Source organism: Chitinophaga flava (assembly GCF_003308995.1).
Lineage (GTDB): Bacteria > Bacteroidota > Bacteroidia > Chitinophagales > Chitinophagaceae > Chitinophaga > Chitinophaga flava.
Genome location: NZ_QFFJ01000002.1, coordinates 1,881,809 through 1,901,022 on the forward strand (window position 1 = coordinate 1,881,809; position 19,214 = coordinate 1,901,022).

The following is a 19,214-nucleotide window of genomic DNA, read 5'->3' on the forward strand; positions in this document are numbered from 1 at the left end:
TTTACCGAACTTATCATTCTCAGGTAAAATTTTTTTTTCTTGATAAAATACCTATCTTCAATAGCCTTAAAAGCTCAAAATGACCTGTGTCAGTATGTCTATGTTCAACTTTACATAAATCCGGACCATCGTATTCCCATCGCTAAGAATGTACGCTGAACAACCGCCCCAGGGCGTTACCGCTTGGTTGAAGACAGGGGAGGATATTATGAAAACTATAGTTATGAAAAAGAAAAAAATTTCACTGGAGAAAAAACTGTCACTCCACAAAGAAACCATCGCTTCTCTCTCCGAACAACAGAAAAACGGTCTGAAAGGTGGTATCAAAACCGAATTCTATAGCAATATCACCTGGGATCCATGGGTTACCTGTGAAACACATGCGAAGCCAGATCAGGTGTGCATGTAACAACCATCACTATCATCGGTTTGATAGCTGTTAACCAGGCATCAACGATAGTTACTACCATGCATTAAACATTTAACCCGTAAACAACCCTGTTATGAGAAAGAAAAAAATTTCCCTGGACAAAAAACTGTCGCTCAACAAATCTACCATCGTCACACTGAATACACAGCAGCAAGCTGTTGTTGAAGGTGGCGCAATACCTGTAACACGTTTTATAACTTGTCTTTCCTGTGGCGATACTTGTGATCTCTGTGTTACAAATACTCCTCAATGTCTCCAGGTTTTAACTATGTAATGACCTTTTTCTAAACCGCGGATATGCCTTCTTCGAGCTGTTATCCTACAGCTCACAGGATAAGTATGTCTGCCTGAAAATCCCCTATTATGAAAAAGACAAAAATCAAACTCAGCAAAAAACTGCACCTGAAAAAAGATGCAATTGTTGAATTGAATCCGGAGCAGCAATCCAAAATTGCCGGCGGTATGCCTTTGACCAGGACTACCATCTGCTGTATACCAACAGATGTTTCCCGTTGCGAAGTTTGCTGATATCAATAACACTTTTAAATCTCACCAGATGAAAAAGAAAAAAGTAGACCTCAGCAAAAAACTGTTTCTGAAAAAGGAAGCGATTGTTGAACTGAACACTCAGCAACAATCTCAAATCGCCGGTGGTATTCCTTTAACAAGATACAGTACCTGCTGTGTACAAACAATTGAGGTAAGCTGTCCGGTGGTGATGTGCTAACTAAAAACAGTTCATCACAGGGTACCGGAAAAATGATGCCCTTTAAAATTCACCATTATGAAAAAGAAAAAAATCGAACTCAATAAAAAGCTGTTGCTTAGAAAAGATAAGCTTGTAACCTTAAATCCACAGGAGCAATCCAAACTGGCCGGTGGTCAACCGATCACCTGGTTCAGTACCTGCTGTGTGGAAACAGATGAAGTTACCTGTCCTATAGGATGTGTCTGGACACGTTAATAACAATACTAGCCCAGGACTTAAGTCCTGGGCTATATAAGCTGAACAACCGCCCCACGGCTATAGAGAGGGGAGGATTTTCAACCACTTTCTGAATCATGAAAAAGAAAAAAATTGACCTGGGCAGAAAACTGCTGCTCAACAAAGAAACAGTAGCAGCATTGAATGCTGGCCAGCAACAGCACCTGGTAGGCGGTATTAACACATTTTACCCTACCTGTGCCGAAGATACCTTTGTAATATCTTCCTGCATAGCTACCAGCCCAAGACCTAATGGTATTTGCTGCCAGATACCATAACAGGTATACAGCATTTCTGTATTCCCAACAGGGAGAGCACATCTTTTCCTGTTGCAAAAAAATTAAACATCGCAGCCCATGAATAACATTGAAACACAGTTAAAAAACCTGTACAACGATATGATTCCCGCCATACGGGAACGTAAGTTTTTATCAGAATATGCGAACAGTTTGTTCAAAGGTCCCTGGGGTGCCTTGTTGTTTATGTTTTATTACGAACAATATGTAGACACTGAGGCCGACAACGCTACTGCGCTGCTGGAAGAACTATATGCCGATTATGCACCGGAAAACGGCGATAACTATTCCTTCTGCAATGGCCACACCGGCCCTTTCTGGCTGCTCAAACACCTGAGCCGTCACGGTTTTCTGGAAATGGATATCGATGATCTTGCTACCGATTTTGTAACCGCCACTATCTCACAGAGCAACTTCCACAGCGATCATCTTCACTTCGATTTCCTGCATGGCAGCTCTGGTATGTGCAATTTCCTGCTGGGCTTTACCAACCGTCCCGATGTAAGGGAACATCTCGAACAGTTCGTACAACGCCTGTGGGACAAAAGTGTGGCCACTGATAATGGAAGAAGCCTGCCCTTCTTTTATACACATGATCAGCCGGAAGGGATTCTTACAGACTCCTTCAGCCTGGCTCATGGCACCTGCTCCCTGCTCATCATCCTGGCTAAAATATATCAGGCTGGTATCGCGCAGCCGTTGTGCCGTCAGCTGATCGCTGAAAGCATCGCCTTTATGCTGCAGCATAAAAATACCTATGATGATACCTCCATGCATGCCCTGTATCCCGCCATTTTGGATGGAAAATCCGTAGGCAGCAGACTGTCATGGTGCTACGGCGACCTGAACGTAGCGATGGCGCTCTGGCACTGTGGTAAAGTGTTTGACGAAAAAAGATGGACAGACGAAGCACTGGAAATCATGCACTATAGTGCCCGTCGTAATACAGACGAAACCGCTGGTATAATGGATAACTGCTTCTGTCATGGTTCTGGTGGCATCGCCGCTTTTTACCGCAAATTCTGGTTCGAGACAAATGATACTACTTTCCTGGAATGCGCCAACCACTGGCAGCAGAATGCAATAGGAAGAATAACCTTATGTGAAGATGGCAGTCAGCATGGCATCAGAGTATGGCAGGGAAAAGACAAACAGTGGGATTACTGTTGGGACCTGCTCGATGGCAGCAGCGGAGTAGGATTGACAATGTTATCACAATTACATACAACCCCATTAGCATGGGATGAGTGTTTTCTGCTCTCCTGAAATTTTATGATCATTCGTTAAAGGAACAACAATTATTATGGCATTATCGCATACAGGATTTTTCCTATTAAGAAGTCCGCTGTACGCTGTCAACAGGTACCGCGAAGTGTTACAGGACAATTTGCAGGAACTGGCAGACAAGAACCCTTTATTCCTCTATGCGCTGTGTATCGCCTCTGGCGACCTGCTGAAGGAGCTGGAAAGATTCCTCAGCGACCCGGCATCATTCAACCGGAAAAAAACCGACAAGCTGCGGAAATCACTGTACAAATACTGGGTACGCGCCTGTACCCGAAGCACGCCCTATGGCCTCTTCGCCGGATGCACCACCGGTTCCATGGGCGAAACCACCCGGCTGCAGCTACATCCTATGAAAGATGCCCGGCAGTTTGTACGCCTGGATATGGACTACTATACCCGTATCAGTACCCATATCAGCCAACAGCCTGCTGTTAGCGACGCTCTTCGTTATTACCCCAACAACAGTCTTTATAAAAGCGGTGATAAATACCGCTATGCAGAATATACGATCGTCAACAACCGGCGTAAGTACCTGCTCACCGCAGTGGAAGACTCCGTGTTTATGACAAAGATCATTACAGAAGCCACTGCAGGCATGACGATCGCACAGATCGTGCAGCTGATCCTGGAAGTAGACCCTTCCATCACAGAGGAGGAAGCAGCCGACTTTGTTCGGGAACTGATCGACTCACAGCTGCTCATCGCTGAAACAGAACCGCGTATAACCGGTGATGATAACCTGCAATCCCTGACCGAAAGACTTTTGTCTATCCCCGATGCCAGCGAATTCCGGGAATCCCTGCTAGCCCTGCAAAAACTGCTGCAGGAGCAGAACTACGAACGTTCCCGCCTGACCTCCATCCATCAGCTGTGTGAAACGGCTTTCCCCATCAGCATTCCCAAAGACCTGTTACAGGTAGACCTGTTTAAAACAGCGCAGCAATGTGAACTGGGTGAGCCGCTGGTCAACGATATCATAAGCCAGATCAATCAACTGCTGGCGCTCTGCCACGGTTTCCCGAAAGGACATTCCGAAATATCTTCTTTCGTGAGCCGTTTCCAGGAACGCTATGAATCGCAGGAAGTACCACTCAACCTGGTGCTGGACGGAGAAACCGGTATCGGTTACGGTTCCGGTATTGAAAACTCCGTACATGCGCCCTTTGTGGAAGATGTGATGGGCGGCGCCGGTACTGAAAATAATACCGTCACCTGGTCTCTCTTGCAGCAGCTCAGTCTCGATAAATACGAACAAGCCCTGCAACAGGGATTACAAGAGGTGACCATCACAGAAGAAGATCTGAAGAAACTGGGTGACTATGAAACAGTAGAGATGGCGCAGAGCTGCTACCTCTTCGGCAGCCTGCACGCAGCTTCGGCAGCAGCCGCCGACAAAGGCGAATACCGCTTCGCACTCAACTCCATGGGCGGTCCTTCTGCAGCTAACCTGCTCGGCCGCTTCTGTAGCGGTGATTCACAGCTGGCCACCAAAGTAAAAGATATCCTGGAGGAGGAAGCCGCTACCTATCCGGACCTGATCCTGGCAGAAGTAGTACATTTCCCTGAAGCCCGTGCTGCTAATGTACTGATACGGCCTGCTCTTCGTCCTTATGAAATTCCATATATCGGAGTGGCTGGTATTCCGGAAGACCACCAGATTCCCATTTCCGATCTGATGGTATCCATAAGACAAAATGAAGTGGTCCTCAGAAGCAAAAGGCTCAACAAACGCGTGATACCACGTCTGAGCTCTGCACATAACTACAGCTTCAACAGCCTACCTATCTATAAATTTTTATGCGATCTGCAACATCAATCCGGTAACGGTTCGGTATACTGGGACTGGGGCGTGCTGGGTTCCCGTAAACGCCTGCCCCGGGTGGTATATAAAAACATCATCCTCAGCAAGGCTTACTGGACACTGACAGCTAAAGATGTAGAACAGCTGGGTGATGATACCACTGCCAATATGAAATTCTTTGAACAATACTGCCAGCAATATGGCATACCGTCAAAAGTGCTGCTGGCAGAAGCGGATAACGAGTTGCTCATAGACCTTACACAACCAGTAGCAGTACAGCTGCTGATCGATCAGGTTAAAAAAGTGTCTTCTGTTAAACTCAAGGAGTATTTGCTGGAAGATGCCGGTGGTATTGTGTGCGATACGGAAAACAACGTATATGCGCATGAGTTATTGCTGCCGCTTCGTAATGTGAAGACTGCAGACAAGGCCCGCCCGGCTGTCCAGACTGCCGCTGCACCAGCTGTTGTACCGGCCTCTCTGCCGGTCCGCAGTTTTGCACCAGGTAGTGAATGGATGTACGTGAAAGTATATTGTGGTTATCGCGTAGCAGAAGAATTGCTGGCGGGTTATTTTGCGCAACATATTCCCGAATGGCAGGAAGATGGCCTTTTTGAAGATTTCTTTTTCCTGCGGTATAGTGATCCGCAGCCGCATATCCGTTTGCGTTTCCTCAACAGCCGCCGGCCTTCCAATAATGATGAGATCCTGCACCGCATAGAAACAGCACTGCAACCGCTCATCCAAAGCGGACAGGTGTCTAAAATTGTATGTGATACCTACATCAGGGAGATAGAACGCTATGGCGCTTCTACCATCCATCTGTGTGAACAGTTGTTTAGCGCCGACAGCCGCGCTGTAGTAGGCATCGTTAGCATGCTGGAAGGAGAGGAAGGAGAACATTATCGCTGGAAACTGGCCCTGCGTGGTACAGACATGCTGCTGGAAGATTTCGGGCTGACACCATTGGAAAGGAAGTCGCTGCTGGCAAGCCTGCGGGAAGGATTTACCGCCGAATTTGGTGGGGCCAAACTGTTGCATAAGCCACTCAACGACAAATACCGTAAACATCAACAGGAGATTGCATCTTTCCTGCGTGCAGAAAATGATGAAAGCAACGAAATCACTGAAGCCGTTGCCTTCTTCCGGCAGCGCTCGGAGATCAACGTGCCGCTGGCCAGACAGATCCGGGAACAGTACAACAACGACGCCCGTTACTTTGATATCCTCGCCAGTCACATACACATGTTCCTGAACAGGATATTCGTTGCCAAACAACGTAAGCACGAAATGGTACTGTATCATTTCCTGGAAAAATATTACTTATCACAACTGGCTATGGAAGCAACGCTTAAATAATGGCATTTACTTGTTACAGACAACTGGACGCAATGGACTGTGGCCCCACCTGTCTGAGGATGGTGGCTAAACACTACGGTCGCGACTACCCGCTGGACCACCTGCGGGAGCTGGCCAATATTACCCGTGAAGGCGTAAGCCTGCTGGGTATCAGCGAAGCTGCGGAAAAAATCGGTTTCCGCACCAACGCTGTGAAGATTACTTTCGAACAACTCGATGAAAGCGTAGAGCTGCCTTGTATTCTGCACTGGAACCAACAGCATTTTGTTGTATTGCCACCACAGAACTATAACCGGGACAAGAAGAACGATAAGATACTGGTAGCAGATCCCGGTCATGGTCTGGTAAAAGTTGACAGGGAAACCTTCCAGCGATGCTGGCAGGGTAACCAGCAAACCGGTGTGGTGCTGATGCTGGAGCCTACTGACAGTTTCCACAGGTTGGCGGCCCCTGCCAGGGCAGCCACCGGTTTCCGTTTCCTTTTCAATTATCTGCGCCCTTACCGCAAGTATGTGGTGCAGCTTTTTCTGGGCCTCATCCTGGCCAGTATGCTCTCGCTGGTGACACCCTTCCTGACGCAAAGCCTGGTGGACTATGGTATCAACCGGCACAATACTCAATTTGTATACCTGATACTGATCTCCCAGCTGCTGGTCTTTGCCGGCAGCACCGCTATCGAAATGATACGAAGCTGGATACTGCTGCATATGAACAGCCGTATCAACATCAACATTATCTCCGATTTCCTCATCAAGCTTATGAAACTGCCTATCCGCTTTTTCGACAGCAAAATGATCGGAGATATTCATCAGCGTATCGGCGACCATACCCGCATTCAGAACTTCCTCACTGGCACCACGCTCTCCACGCTGTTTTCATTCGTAAACCTGTTTGTGTTTACTATTGTACTGGCCGTGTACAGCCTCAAAATACTGCTGGTGTTTGTACTGTTCAGCGTGGCCGCCATCACCTGGATATTCTTTTTTCTGCGCCGTCGTAAAGCCCTTGACTACAAGCGCTTTCAGCGGATGAGTGACAATGAGAACATTCTCTTTGAACTGATCACGGGCATGCAGGAGATAAAACTGAATAACTGCGAAACAGCACGGCGCTGGGAATGGGAACATGTGCAGGCAGGCCTGTACAAGATCAACGTAAAAAGCCTGGCCCTCGGCCAGTATCAACAGCTGGGTTCTGTATTCTTCAACCAGCTGAAAAATATCCTGATTTCTTTTATCAGCGCCCGTGAAGTCATGAACGGCAACCTCACATTGGGCATGATGCTTTCTGTGAGTTATATCATCGGGCAGATGAACAGCCCGCTGGACCAGCTGCTGGCCTTTGTACAGTCGGCTCAGGATGCCAAAATGAGCCTCGACAGGTTGGGAGAGATACATAACCGGCAGGAAGAAGAAAATCAGCAACAGATCATTCCCCAGTCTAAAAACAACGGCGATATTGTGCTGCAGGATGTATCGTTTCAATATGGTGGCGCCAAGTCGCCGTTTGTACTGAAAGATATCGACCTGGTAGTACCGGAAGGAAAGGTGACCGCTATCGTAGGTACCAGCGGCAGCGGTAAAACCACACTCATGAAACTGCTGTTACAGTTTTATGAACCTACCAGCGGACAGATATTGGTGGGAGAAGAAGACCTGCAGCGCCTTTCGCCCAAGTGGTGGCGTCGCCAGTGTGGCAACGTTATGCAGGATGGCTTTATCTTCTCCGGCAGCATCGCTAAAAATATTGCCATCAGCGACGAGAAAATGGACAAGGAAAAGCTGGTACATGCTGCAGAAATGGCTAATATCCGCGGTTTCATCGAAGACCTGCCAATGGGCTATCAGACAAAAATCGGTAACGCCGGCAGCGGTATCAGCGCCGGCCAGAAACAAAGGATACAGATAGCACGCGCCATCTATAAAAATCCGCATTATCTTTTCTTTGACGAAGCTACCAGCGCGCTTGACGCTAACAACGAACACGTGATCATGGATAACCTGGAGAAGTTCTTCCAGGGCAAAACAGTAGTCGTTATCGCACATCGCCTGAGCACCGTTAAGAATGCCGATCAGATCATCGTACTGGAAAAAGGACGTATCGTGGAATCGGGAACACACGCTTCCCTGACGGCCCTGAAAGGCAATTATTTTGAACTGGTAAAAAATCAACTGGAACTGGGAGGATAAGCATATGCCGGAAAACAACTATTGGGACCATAGCCCCAAGCCATTAAACGGGCACGCTGTACATGCTTCCCTGGAAGAAGTTCGGAGCGAGGAGGTGCAGGAGATCATGGGTAAAATGCCTCCCTGGATCATCCGCAGTGGTATCACGCTGATTGGCGTACTGATTGCAGGAGCCTTTGTATGGGCCGGATATTTCCGTTATCCGGATGTGCTGCCGCTCCAGGTGAGGATTACAACCGATGCACAGGCGCCGGTGGTACAGGGTAATATTCCGGCAGGAGACGCCTGGCGGGTGAAAGCAGGGCAACCGGTGATGCTGCGGCTGGCCGCCTATCCTGCCGACACCTATGGACTGTTGCCCGGTACCGTGACGACAGAGGCCATAGCGGTAAGCGACAGCTCCTTTCGGGTAGACATCCGGCTTACACAGGGCATGCGCTCTACCACCGGCCGGGAGATACCATCCCAGTCGGTGCTAACCGGTACCGCTGAAATTATGACAGCAGACCAAAGTGTGCTCCAGCGGGTAATGGGCCAGGTACTGGCACCGTTGACAAAGAGATGATCAGCTACCAGTCTGCTTTTGAGAACACTTGTATATGTTTTGTAGATGCTTTTTTTCAAAGATTGTAGATGTGATGTAATCTGTAAAATTTGGTTGGATCACGTAAAGTTTGTCACTTTGCATCATTGATTTAACCAGACCTATCTGATGAGAAACATAGTTATCCTGCTTATTTGCCTGCTTATTGTCATGTCGGCATTTGCCCAGGGACCACAAACCGCTTTTACACCGGACAAGCATATACGAACCATCGGAGCCTTTTCGGAAGGACTGGCGAGGACGCAGGTCAGCGGCAGCAAATACGGATATATCGATACCTCCGGGCAACTGGTGGTACAGTCCGTTTTTGAGGAAGCCGGTAATTTTAGTGAAGGTCTGGCGCTAGTAGGGCAGTCTTTCGATGATCATACCCTGTACGGGTATATCGACAAGACAGGTAAACTGCTGATACCCTGCCGCTATGAAGAAGCCCGTGACTTCTCCGGCAACCGTGCCGCGGTCAATAAAAACGGTACCTGGGAATATATCGACCGTCAGGGCAAAACCGCAATGGACAGCTCTTTTGTTCGCATAGATACGCTGATAGACAAAGTATATGGAGGTGTCTACAATGAAATAAAACCTAATCCCCACTCTTTTCATAACGGACTGTTGCTGGTGCGCCGGGGTAACCTGTACGGCTACACAGACACTACCGGTAAATGGATCATACCGCCCGTTTATCCCTATGCCCGTGATTTCTCTGACGGTGTGGCCATGGTGGCCAGCGGGATCAAAAAAAGGGATACCCTGTCCGGCAACGACGAACTGGCCCGCATATATAACAGTCTCCCTGAAGGAGAACCCGAATATGCATACGGTGTAATTGATACCACCGGCAAATTGTTATTTACCGCTGATGTAGACGGGATGGGCGATTTTATGAATGGATGGGCACCCTTTCACCAGGAAAGAGAATGGGGCATGATGAACAAAGCCGGTAAAATAGTGATACCCGCCCAGTTTGGAGAACAGCCCTATGAGATATCCGACGGAATCTTTTTTGTACAGGTAAATGGTAAAGCGGAGGGTAACCGTGATGGCTATATTTATATTCTAAATACCGATGGCCGCACTCCTGTCAAAGTCCCTTTATGTGATACGCCAGACCACTGCATCGTAGATTCCCATATGCGTTTCTCCGATGGCCTGCTGGCTGTTCAGGTAGGTAACAGGTGGGGATTCCTCGACGCCAGCGGTAAAATGGTGATCACTCCCCAGTTTGAAGAGGTCATGGACTTTCACGAGGGACTGGCCGCCGCGGTCACCTCGGAAGGCAATCTGGTAGTACTTCGCAATCCTGTAAAATAATCAACTGTTTTAGCCCTTTTGTATATGAAGAAAGGAATACGTATATCCCTTGGCGTAGGAGCATGGCTCCTGATAGCCAGTACTGCTTTCGCTCAGGCTCCGGCCACCGCAGACTATATTGATGGTTTTGACGGAGAATTTGCCCCGGTGATGATCAACAAGCAGCCGCAGTTCCTGCACCGCAGTGGCAAAATAATGGTAGACAAAATAGAGCGCTTTGGCAGCTATCGTACCGTCATAGCGGTAAAACATGATGCCTACGGTGCCATCAACAACCAGGGTACGGTCATCGCCCCGTTTAAATATGATGAGGTAAACATCTTCGATGAAAAAGACAAAGAACATCCGGAGAAAAACTACTGCTTCATCACCGTGCGGCTGAATGGTGAAACCGGCGCGATAGACAGTATGGGCAATGTATTATGTCCTCCTGAATACAATGAGATTGATGCCCTCTCCCCCCGTACGTTTAAAGTGAAACAAAATGGCTTGTACGGCTTTTGTGATATGAAAACGGGCAAACTGCTGCTGGCTCCCCGCTATGAGGATATTCACAAAAGTTATGTGATCGATAACGTCATTGAAATCAAACAGCAGGGCCGCCTGGGCCTGGCGCTGGAAGACGGTACCATTATCGTGCCTCCGGGATATAAAGACTTCAGAGGATGGGGCGAGGACGGCACTGATCTGTTCAGTTATTTCACGGCTGCCGGTAAATGCGGGCTGATGAACAAACAGGGCAAAGTGGTCACGGAAGCCCTCTATGATGATTTCAATCGTGGTCCTTCGAAAGAGCTGGTAGGCGCGACTGTACAGGGAAAGATCGGTTTTCTCCAGACATCCGATGGCGTGATGAAAGTGCCTCCGCAATATACCCGCACACAGCAATTAGGTCATCTCCTGCAGGTATGGAAAGGAAATAAATGTGGAGTGGTGGATGCTACCGGAAAAGAAATTATCCCGGTTGAAAATGATGAAATAACGCTGATGGACGCCAGAGGCGACGGAGTATACAATGTGCCATCTGTTGCTGTTTCTGCCGGCCAAAGGTCTTACGCTGACCGCGGGCCTTACTATCTGCTTGTAAAAAAAGCTAAAGCAGCAGCTCTGTATACCGATGCCGGCAAACAGTTATTCCCTTCCGAATACGACGATGTTAAGATCCTGCCTTATTACGGTAAAACCTATGTGGCAGTGGTGAAAAACGGAAAGTGTGGCCTGGCCGACTTCTCCGGTCATCTGCTGCTGCCGGTACAGTTTGATGGATTTTCAACAGAACGGAGCCAGAATGGTGGTTATGACGATGACTACGCCGGCGATGATAAAAATAATTTTATAGGGGTGATGAAAGGAGAGAGGGTAGGTGTTTATAATGTAGCTGCCGGAAAAATGGTGATCCCTGTCCGTTATTCCGAAATCCGCTGGCAGAATGCTGAAATACTCCATCTGTCGGCCGGGGATTCTTCTGCGCTGGCCGATAAGTCAGGTAATATACTCCGGCCCATGACGCAGTATGGATTCTACGACGCCGTAGCAGCCAACAGAATCGTAGAGAAACGTTATACTAACAGTGAAGGCAACACGCTGTTAATAGACAAAGCAGGCAACATCCTCTATGAAAATCAATACTGGGAGTTTAATGCCAACAATTATAACAGGTTGTTGATGCCCAAAGACAGGAAAAATTCACCGCTACAGTTTAGTAATGGACTGCTAAAGGTAAGAGGGTATTCTCGTGAAAACCTTTTTGTAGACAGCACCGGAAAACCGCATGTATTTGAGGACTACGCCTATGTAGGTGATTTTTACAACGGACTGGCTGTTGCAGGAAAGGAGAATGGTCATTATGGCATCATTAACGAAAAGAAGGAAGAAGTATATCCGGTGGTGCTGGATGATATAGCCTCTTTTGAAGATGAGTTGCTGCAGATCAAAAAAGATGGGAAGGTGGGACTGTTGCGCAAGGATGGTACGCTGTTTCTTCCGATTGAATATGAAGGTATCGACCGTATTTATGATACCACTTTTTATGTAGTGACCCGCGACGGCAAAAAAGGCGTGCTGAATGCCACCGGAAAACTGGTATTGCCGCTGGAGTACGACGAAATCCGCTACAATAGAGGTATTCAGTTGTTTGACGTTACTAAGGGAGATAAAAGCGGTATCGTAGATGTTTATGGTAAAACCGTGATCCCTGTGGAATACGATGATGTGGACAAAAACAGGGACTGGAACGGAGACATTTTTCCATTGTTTGTAAAACAGGGCGAATGGTATTTTTATCTTGATAAAGATGGAAAGGAACTACCGGTAAAATCAAAAAAGAAAAAAGGTTACGATAACTAAAATCAGCGCACATGAAACCGGCAATATCTATTTTATGCGGCCTGTTGCTGACAGGCAATATGTTGTTAGCTCAACAGGGATCTGTTTTTGTGAACGGTTTTGCCCGTATTGCTACCAAAGACAAAAACTGGTACATCGATACCACAGGTGCACGCGCTTTTGATAAGATCATCGAAACCTTTCATCCGGTGGATAGTATTACGGATCAGCGAAACGGATACCTGTCTGTTAATGAAAATGAAAACAGGCTGATGATGATTGTGAGCAGCAACCATAAAATGGGCGTGGTGAACGATCAGGGAAAATGGGTATTAAAACCGCTGTATGATAAAATTGAAGTTAAATGGAAAACCCATCTGGCTCTTTATCAGCAGGGAAAAATGACCTATGCGGATACCTGGGGGAAGCTGTTGTTGCCCATGATGTTTGAAGATGCTGGTGTGCTGGATGATGACCGCTTTGATGTGAAACAACAGGGTAAATGGGGTGTTTACAGTGTCAGCCAAAAAAAGCTGGTTATCCCGGCTATATATGATGCTATTGACTTTTGCGGAGGTTGCGGTAGCAAAAGCGCTTATGTATATGCACAAAAAAACGGGAAATGGGGTGTTGTTGGTTCCGGTCATGAAATCCTGGTCCCTTTTGAATTTCAGCATAGCCATTACATGATGCGAAGTGATGAATGGGTATGTAGTTTTCAGCAGAAGGGAAAAGAGGTGGTCGTTAATATTCCCCTGAAAAAAGTATATGCGTCACCGGAGTACAGTGATATGCAAATAGTAGGCAATGGCTTGCTGAGGCTGAAGAAGAATGGATACTTTGGTCTGATCAATAAACAGGGAAAGATCTTACTGGATTTTTTATATGAAGATATCTCCGATCCCTACGGTACCTTTGCCAGTGGCCCTTTTCTGACCTTCATCAAAGACCGGAAAACCGGTGTGGTAATGGAAAGTGGCCGTATCGTTGTATCACCAGTCTTTGATGATGGTGTGACCTGCACCAGCGATTATTTTATAGCCGCACAGGATGGATTGTACAATGTATATGACAGTACCGGAAAACCTTTGCTGAAACAAGGTTACAACGATATCTCCGGCATGGCAGTCAACACCGCTACCGGCGATAAGGAACAACTGTTCAGTCTGAAACAGAAAGCGCTCTATGGTTTTTTCAATCCGGCCAACGGAAAGCTGGCGGAACCTGCGTTCCATGATGTGAGAGCGCTGGAGTCCCGTGGGCTGCTGGAGGTGACCTATCAGCAAAAAACAGGTTTGTACAAACCGGATGCTACTCTTTTCCTGCCTGCTCGTTATGATAGTTATTCCTTTATTGCTGATAAGTTGCTGTCTGTAAAAACACAGGATGGCACCGGCATTTATGACGCAACAACCCAACAAGAGATCGTTCCCGCCAAATACCATGAAGTGGAGGTTTTCGGGGCAGACAGCAATCTGTTCAAAGTAATGCTTCGTAAGAACAATGAGTACACTTACGGTCTGTATGACCAGCGGGGGAAAGAACTGTTGCCGGCTACTTACTCAGATATTACGATGCTTAATAAAGACCAGTGTCTGCTGAGATCAGACGAGGGGGCTGCTCAAAGAGTTGAACTGTTTGCTTTGTCCAGTGGTAAGATCATCTCCTGGCCATATACAGAAGTTTCTCTATCCGATGCACCGGGCTTACTGATCGTGTCAGATGGAAAAAACTCCTTTCTATGGAATATTGCATCTGCCAAAGTAATATCAGCTCCTTTCCCGATGTATAAAAAATACGAATGGGATACCAGCCTGACAGTGTCTATACAGCCTTTCATCAACGGGGTTGCGCCGGTGGTGAAAGACGGAAAAGTAGGGTTGATCAATGTTCGCGGCGAGGAAGTAGTACCATTTATTTACGATGGGGCGGTAGGCCTGAAAACAGGACAGGTATTGCTGCTCAAAAAATATACTACTGACAATGGTCTTGAACAGTTGAGGTATGGTTATGTTGATGCCACGGGTAAGTTGATCACTCCGGTAGAATATGACTACGATGAAAATAGCTATCTGTCAGTATTTGAAGACAGTACTTATCTCCTGTTGTTCAAAGCAGCTCCGGATAGCCGTTATGGTTATATGCAGGGGCTTGCAGACAGGCACGGAAAGATATTGCTGCCTGTTATCTATGATAAAATATTCATCGGAGAACGGGGTACTGGCTTCCTGGCCGAAAAACAACGCCAGTTTATGGTGCTGGATGCAACCGGCAAACCCATCAGTCAGGAAAAATATACCGGCGTAATGCTGGACCTGTCGGCCAATCCCTATGCTACTTCAGCCGTGATACCATATCCTTTGTTATGTCGTAAAGGCAATCGGTATGTATACCTGCTGTCCAATGGCAAACAATTGCCTGTTCAGCTGGATGGCACAGTACCTTTTCAGGAGGGGCTGGATACGGTTACGGGACAACCTTTTTAGCGTGAGATAGCAGCGGTAACTGAATTATTTGTAATTTATCCGCTGTAATCTTACTGTATGAAGCATATTCTATCTCTGCTTGTAGCTGGATTTTGTATCTCTGCTGCATCCGCACAACAACAAGCGCCAACTGTTTTTACTTCAGATGTTGATAATTTCTGGAACGCGTATGACAGTATCCGTAGTACCAATGATAGTCTGAAACAGCTGGAATATCTCAATAAATTATACATTGAAAAAGGAACGCCAGGACTGGCAGGCTTCAGAAAAGTTAAGAACTATACGGATACCTATTATCTGAAAGTAATACGCAACTATCCTAAGTTCTGGAATTCCATCAGGGGCAACACGTATAAGGTAAAAACGCTGGCGCCCCAGTTTGGGCCGAGCATCGCTAAACTGAAGAAACTGTATCCTGAACTGAAGCCGGCACAAATTTATTTCACCATAGGAGCCCTTCGTTCGGGTGGTACTACCAAAGACAGTATGGTGCTTATCGGCAGCGAAATGCTGACCGGCGACTCCACCATTGATATTTCAGAGTTCTCACCAGGCATGCAGAAGTTTCTGGGGAATTATTTTAAAACCAACCCCATCAAAAGCGCCGTATTGCTGAATATTCACGAATACGTACACACGCAACAGCGATGCTATGGCTACAACCTGCTGTCCCAGGCGATCTGCGAAGGCGCCTGTGATTTTATCACCGAACTGGTGACCGGCCAAAAGATACCGTTGCCCTATATGGAATATGGGCCTAAAAATGATCAGGCGATTCGCGAACGCTTCAAATCCGAAATGCTCAGTCCATCCTGGGACAACTGGCTCTACAACTCCGCCTCTGAAAATACACCAGTAAGCGATCTGGGCTACTATGTAGGATATACCATCTGCAAATCCTATTACAATAAGCAAAAAGATAAACCTAAAGCCATCCGCGAAATCATAGAGCTCAACTATGGTGATAGTACAGCTGTAACTAATTTCTTCAAACAATCCGGATATTAAGTATACAATCCAGGGTGCTATGCGGTCACCGGTCTGTTCTTATTGTGATTACGGTAGGCATAATAGAAAATAACCGGTAGGGCAAAGAGGTCGAAGATGATATCTGTGATCAACCCCGCAATTACTACGGTTGCCAGTGGTCTTGACGTTTCGGAGCCAATACCTGTAGACAATGCCGCTGGTATTAAACCGATAGCGCCCATCATAGCGGTCATGATTACAGGTCGTATCCTGGCTTGTACACCCTGGCGGATGGCTTCCGGGAAGGTTAAATCGTGAAGCATCATATTGTGTTTGAACTTAGTGATCAGGATCACTCCATTCTGCACACTGATACCAAACAGGGCTACAAACCCGATCCCTGCTGAAATGCTGAAGTTGATATCCCGTATCAGCAATAGGAGGATGCCTCCGATAGTGGCAAAGGGGACATTCAGGAGTACAAGGCCGCAGTCTTTAAGATTGCCGAAAAGGATAAACAGTAGCATGAAAATAATAATAAGCGTAATGGGAACTACTATTTTCAATCTGTCGGTAGCACGCTGTTGGTTTTCGAAGTCGCCGGCCCATTTATACAGGTAGCCAGGGGGGAGTTTCACATGGGCGTTTACCTTGCGCTGCGCTTCGGCAACTGTACTACCCATATCGCGACCCCGTGCAGAAAATTTTACCGCTGCATATCTTTTGTTGCCCTCGCGAAAGATAAGGACAGGGCCCGTTTTGGTAGTGATTTTCGCTATCTCTTTCAGTTGTACCTTGGTACCACGTAACGTAGGCACCATGAGTTTACCAATGTCTGATTCGTCTTTACGATATTCCGGAAGATAACGCACTCTCAAATCGAATTTGCGGTAGCCTTCATATATCTGCGTGGCAGCCTGTCCGCCAACAGCCATCTGTATTACCGTTTGTGCGTCAGCGGTAGCCACACCAAATACAGCCATTTTGTTTTCATCCAGATCCACGCGAAGCTCGGGCTGTCCCAGGTTCTGGACCACGCCAAGGTCATCTATACCCCTTACGGTTTTAAGCTGAGCATATACTTCATCTGCTTTTTGGCTAATGATATTGATATCATCTCCAAAGATCTTTACGGCAATAGAACCTTTGACGCCTGATGCTGCCTCTTCTACATTGTCCATAATGGGCTGCGAGAAATTCAGTACTACACCAGGGTATATGGATAGTTTCTGCTGCATCTCCTCAATCAGTTCATCTTTGGATATATTTCGTTCCCATTGCTCTTTAGGATAGAGGTCTACCATGAATTCCAGGTTATAGAAACCGGTGGCATCGGTACCATCGTCCGGACGGCCGGTTTGAGAAACTACCTGCTTTACTTCCGGGAATTGTGTAAATATCCTGCGCATCCTGTCTGCTACCGAAGATGATTCATTCAGTGAAATACTCATTGGCAGCGTTGCTCTTACCCACAGTGCGCCTTCATTCAACTGGGGTAAAAACTCAGTACCGAGCAAACGGAAGGCCATGAGCCCCAAGACGAGTGCCGCTCCAGAGATGAGGAGGGATATCTTTTTATGACGCTGCGCCCAATCGAACATGCCAAGGCGCCCTTTTACCACCCATTCAACAAAAGGATTGTGTTTTTCCCTTACATTCTTGTTCAATAATATGCTGGAAAGTACTGGTACAAAAGTAAGTGTGAGCAACAATGCGCCCAGCAATGCAAATCCCAGGGTGTATGCCAGCGGGGAGAATACTTTACCCTCTACTTTCTGGAAAGAGAAGATGGGAATCAAACCGGTGATAATAATGAGTTTTGCAAAAAAGATGGATTTTCCTGATTCGGCGGTAGTACGCTTGATCAACCCCAGTTTAGACATCCGGTTGAACTTATCCATTCCCACTTTGTGGGCCAATTCATCCAGTGCCACAAATATGCCCTCTACCATTACCACACACCCATCTATGATGATACCGAAATCCACCGCACCCATAGATAGGAGGTTGGCATTCATGCCTTTCAGGCGAAGACAGATAAAGGCAAATAAAAGAGATAAAGGGATTATTAGTGAAACTATCAGCGTGGTGCGCCAGTCGGCCATGAAAAGAAATACGATCACTGTGACAAAGATGATGCCTTCAGTCATGTTATGTAAAACGGTATGGGTAGCATAGTCGATCAATGTCTGACGGTCGTAATAGGTATCCATTTTAACATCCGCCGGCAGGATTTTTTCGTTCAGCTCCTTTACCTTTTCCTGTACATGGGCCACCACTTCGCTGGGGTTTTCACCCTTACGCTGAAGTACAATACCCTCCACTACATTGTCTGCAGTATCCCTGCCTACACGGCCCAGACTGGGCAGATGAGATTCTGCTACTTCCGCCACATTTTTCACCAGGATAGGTATACCATTCTGGTTATCTACAATTGTATTTTCTATCTCAGGGATATTATTCAGCAATCCGATACCTCTTACCACATAGGCCTGAGAATTCTTTTCAATGATATCGCCACCTACGTTGAGGTTGGTACGGGCAAGCGCCTGATATACCTGCAAAGGGGTAATATCCAGATCGGCCAGTTTTTTGGGGTTAACGCTCACCTCATAGGTTTTTACTTCACCACCAAAGCTGTTGATATCAGCAACACCCGGCACAGACAGTATATTCCTTTCCACTACCCAGTCTTCCAGCGTCTTCAGTTCTCTTACTGTCTTGGTTTTGCTCCGCAGGGTAAAACGGAATATCTCACCGGTAGGGCCGGTAGGCGGCATTACCTGGGGGTTGATATTGTCCGGAAGAGTAAGGCCCTGTAAGGCATTCATGACCTGCTGACGTGCAAAGAAATCCTGTACGCCATCATCGAAGATGAGTTTCACAGAGGATAGGCCGAACAAAGTACTGGAGCGCACTACTGTTTTCTTTTGTACGGTGTTCATCGCAATCTCTACGGGCATAGTAACAAATCGCTCCACTTCTTCAGCACTTTTCCCTGGCCATTGCGTAATGATGGTGATTTCTGTATTGGTAACATCCGGGAAAGCTTCAATAGGTGTTACTTTAAAGCAATATATGCCGGCCACGACCAGTACCCCCACACAAAAAAATACAAAGAATTTATTTTTCAGGGATAAGGCAATCAGCCCTCCGATCAATTTTTTCATGA

15 protein-coding genes are annotated in these 19,214 nt (G+C 46.9%); 14 read left to right on the forward strand and 1 reads right to left on the reverse strand.

The features are described from left to right. The first annotated feature begins 223 nt into the window (after positions 1 to 223). The 14 genes from DF182_RS23850 (at position 224) to DF182_RS23905 (ending at position 16,081) form a co-directional block, all read left to right on the forward strand. Positions 224 to 409 (forward strand): class I lanthipeptide, encoded by a 186-nt coding sequence (locus DF182_RS23850; RefSeq protein WP_147243530.1) that lies wholly within the window; start codon positions 224 to 226, stop codon positions 407 to 409. A gap of 94 nt (positions 410 to 503) precedes the next feature. Further along, the gene (locus DF182_RS32175; RefSeq protein ID WP_147243531.1) at positions 504 to 704 is read left to right on the forward strand and encodes a class I lanthipeptide; all 201 of its coding nucleotides are present in this window, start codon (positions 504 to 506) and stop codon (positions 702 to 704) included. A gap of 89 nt (positions 705 to 793) precedes the next feature. Next, positions 794 to 958, forward strand: coding sequence for a class I lanthipeptide (locus tag DF182_RS32365; RefSeq protein WP_153260013.1), 165 nt, complete (start codon positions 794 to 796; stop codon positions 956 to 958). A gap of 28 nt (positions 959 to 986) precedes the next feature. Then, positions 987 to 1,157, forward strand: a complete 171-nt coding sequence (locus DF182_RS32370) for a class I lanthipeptide (RefSeq protein ID WP_153260014.1) — start codon at positions 987 to 989, stop codon at positions 1,155 to 1,157. A gap of 57 nt (positions 1,158 to 1,214) precedes the next feature. Beyond that, the gene (locus tag DF182_RS23860) at positions 1,215 to 1,394 is read left to right on the forward strand and encodes a class I lanthipeptide (RefSeq protein ID WP_113618297.1); all 180 of its coding nucleotides are present in this window, start codon (positions 1,215 to 1,217) and stop codon (positions 1,392 to 1,394) included. A 98-nt stretch (positions 1,395 to 1,492) separates the two neighbouring features. Beyond that, positions 1,493 to 1,693, forward strand: a complete 201-nt coding sequence (locus DF182_RS23865; protein WP_113618298.1) for a class I lanthipeptide — start codon at positions 1,493 to 1,495, stop codon at positions 1,691 to 1,693. Between the two features lie 78 nt (positions 1,694 to 1,771). After that, entirely contained in the window at positions 1,772 to 2,977 is a 1,206-nt protein-coding gene (locus DF182_RS23870) for a lanthionine synthetase LanC family protein (RefSeq protein ID WP_113618299.1), read from the forward strand. A 37-nt stretch (positions 2,978 to 3,014) separates the two neighbouring features. After that, a complete protein-coding gene (locus tag DF182_RS23875; RefSeq protein WP_113618300.1) occupies positions 3,015 to 6,158 on the forward strand; it encodes a lantibiotic dehydratase in 3,144 nt (1,047 codons plus the stop codon). Continuing rightward, on the forward strand, positions 6,158 to 8,347 hold the full coding sequence (locus tag DF182_RS23880) for a peptidase domain-containing ABC transporter (RefSeq protein WP_113618301.1): 2,190 nt from the start codon (positions 6,158 to 6,160) through the stop codon (positions 8,345 to 8,347). The genes DF182_RS23875 and DF182_RS23880 overlap by 1 nt, the downstream gene beginning before the upstream one ends. A 4-nt stretch (positions 8,348 to 8,351) precedes the next feature. Then, the gene (locus tag DF182_RS23885; protein WP_113618302.1) at positions 8,352 to 8,912 is read left to right on the forward strand and encodes a putative HlyD family type I secretion protein; all 561 of its coding nucleotides are present in this window, start codon (positions 8,352 to 8,354) and stop codon (positions 8,910 to 8,912) included. Positions 8,913 to 9,059: 147 nt separating this feature from the next. Next, positions 9,060 to 10,262 (forward strand): WG repeat-containing protein, encoded by a 1,203-nt coding sequence (locus DF182_RS23890; protein ID WP_113618303.1) that lies wholly within the window; start codon positions 9,060 to 9,062, stop codon positions 10,260 to 10,262. Positions 10,263 to 10,286: 24 nt separating this feature from the next. Next, the gene (locus DF182_RS23895) at positions 10,287 to 12,608 is read left to right on the forward strand and encodes a WG repeat-containing protein (RefSeq protein ID WP_113618304.1); all 2,322 of its coding nucleotides are present in this window, start codon (positions 10,287 to 10,289) and stop codon (positions 12,606 to 12,608) included. An 11-nt stretch (positions 12,609 to 12,619) separates the two neighbouring features. After that, positions 12,620 to 15,073: a WG repeat-containing protein gene (locus DF182_RS23900; RefSeq protein WP_113618305.1), complete on the forward strand. Its 2,454-nt coding sequence runs from the start codon at positions 12,620 to 12,622 to the stop codon at positions 15,071 to 15,073. Positions 15,074 to 15,130: 57 nt separating this feature from the next. Beyond that, complete coding sequence (locus DF182_RS23905; protein WP_113618306.1) at positions 15,131 to 16,081, forward strand: gliding motility protein GldB-related protein; 951 nt, start codon at positions 15,131 to 15,133, stop codon at positions 16,079 to 16,081. Positions 16,082 to 16,098: 17 nt separating this feature from the next. Here the strand turns inward: DF182_RS23905 and DF182_RS23910 are convergent, their stop codons facing one another. Beyond that, positions 16,099 to 19,212 (reverse strand): efflux RND transporter permease subunit, encoded by a 3,114-nt coding sequence (locus tag DF182_RS23910; protein ID WP_113618307.1) that lies wholly within the window; start codon positions 19,210 to 19,212, stop codon positions 16,099 to 16,101. Between the last annotated feature and the right edge of the window lie 2 nt (positions 19,213 to 19,214).

Bases quoted from the DNA above. Each gene is read 5' to 3' on its own strand.
- DF182_RS23900 (WP_113618305.1), top strand. From the start codon at position 12,620: ATGAAACCGGCAATATCTATTTTATGCGGCCTGTTGCTGACAGGCAAT.
- DF182_RS23860 (WP_113618297.1), top strand. From the start codon at position 1,215: ATGAAAAAGAAAAAAATCGAACTCAATAAAAAGCTGTTGCTTAGAAAA.
- DF182_RS23910 (WP_113618307.1), bottom strand. From the start codon at position 19,212: ATGAAAAAATTGATCGGAGGGCTGATTGCCTTATCCCTGAAAAATAAA.
- DF182_RS32175 (WP_147243531.1), top strand. From the start codon at position 504: ATGAGAAAGAAAAAAATTTCCCTGGACAAAAAACTGTCGCTCAACAAA.
- DF182_RS23875 (WP_113618300.1), top strand. From the start codon at position 3,015: ATGGCATTATCGCATACAGGATTTTTCCTATTAAGAAGTCCGCTGTAC.
- DF182_RS23870 (WP_113618299.1), top strand. From the start codon at position 1,772: ATGAATAACATTGAAACACAGTTAAAAAACCTGTACAACGATATGATT.
- DF182_RS32370 (WP_153260014.1), top strand. From the start codon at position 987: ATGAAAAAGAAAAAAGTAGACCTCAGCAAAAAACTGTTTCTGAAAAAG.
- DF182_RS23895 (WP_113618304.1), top strand. From the start codon at position 10,287: ATGAAGAAAGGAATACGTATATCCCTTGGCGTAGGAGCATGGCTCCTG.
- DF182_RS32365 (WP_153260013.1), top strand. From the start codon at position 794: ATGAAAAAGACAAAAATCAAACTCAGCAAAAAACTGCACCTGAAAAAA.
- DF182_RS23880 (WP_113618301.1), top strand. From the start codon at position 6,158: ATGGCATTTACTTGTTACAGACAACTGGACGCAATGGACTGTGGCCCC.
- DF182_RS23885 (WP_113618302.1), top strand. From the start codon at position 8,352: ATGCCGGAAAACAACTATTGGGACCATAGCCCCAAGCCATTAAACGGG.
- DF182_RS23865 (WP_113618298.1), top strand. From the start codon at position 1,493: ATGAAAAAGAAAAAAATTGACCTGGGCAGAAAACTGCTGCTCAACAAA.
- DF182_RS23890 (WP_113618303.1), top strand. From the start codon at position 9,060: ATGAGAAACATAGTTATCCTGCTTATTTGCCTGCTTATTGTCATGTCG.
- DF182_RS23850 (WP_147243530.1), top strand. From the start codon at position 224: ATGAAAAAGAAAAAAATTTCACTGGAGAAAAAACTGTCACTCCACAAA.
- DF182_RS23905 (WP_113618306.1), top strand. From the start codon at position 15,131: ATGAAGCATATTCTATCTCTGCTTGTAGCTGGATTTTGTATCTCTGCT.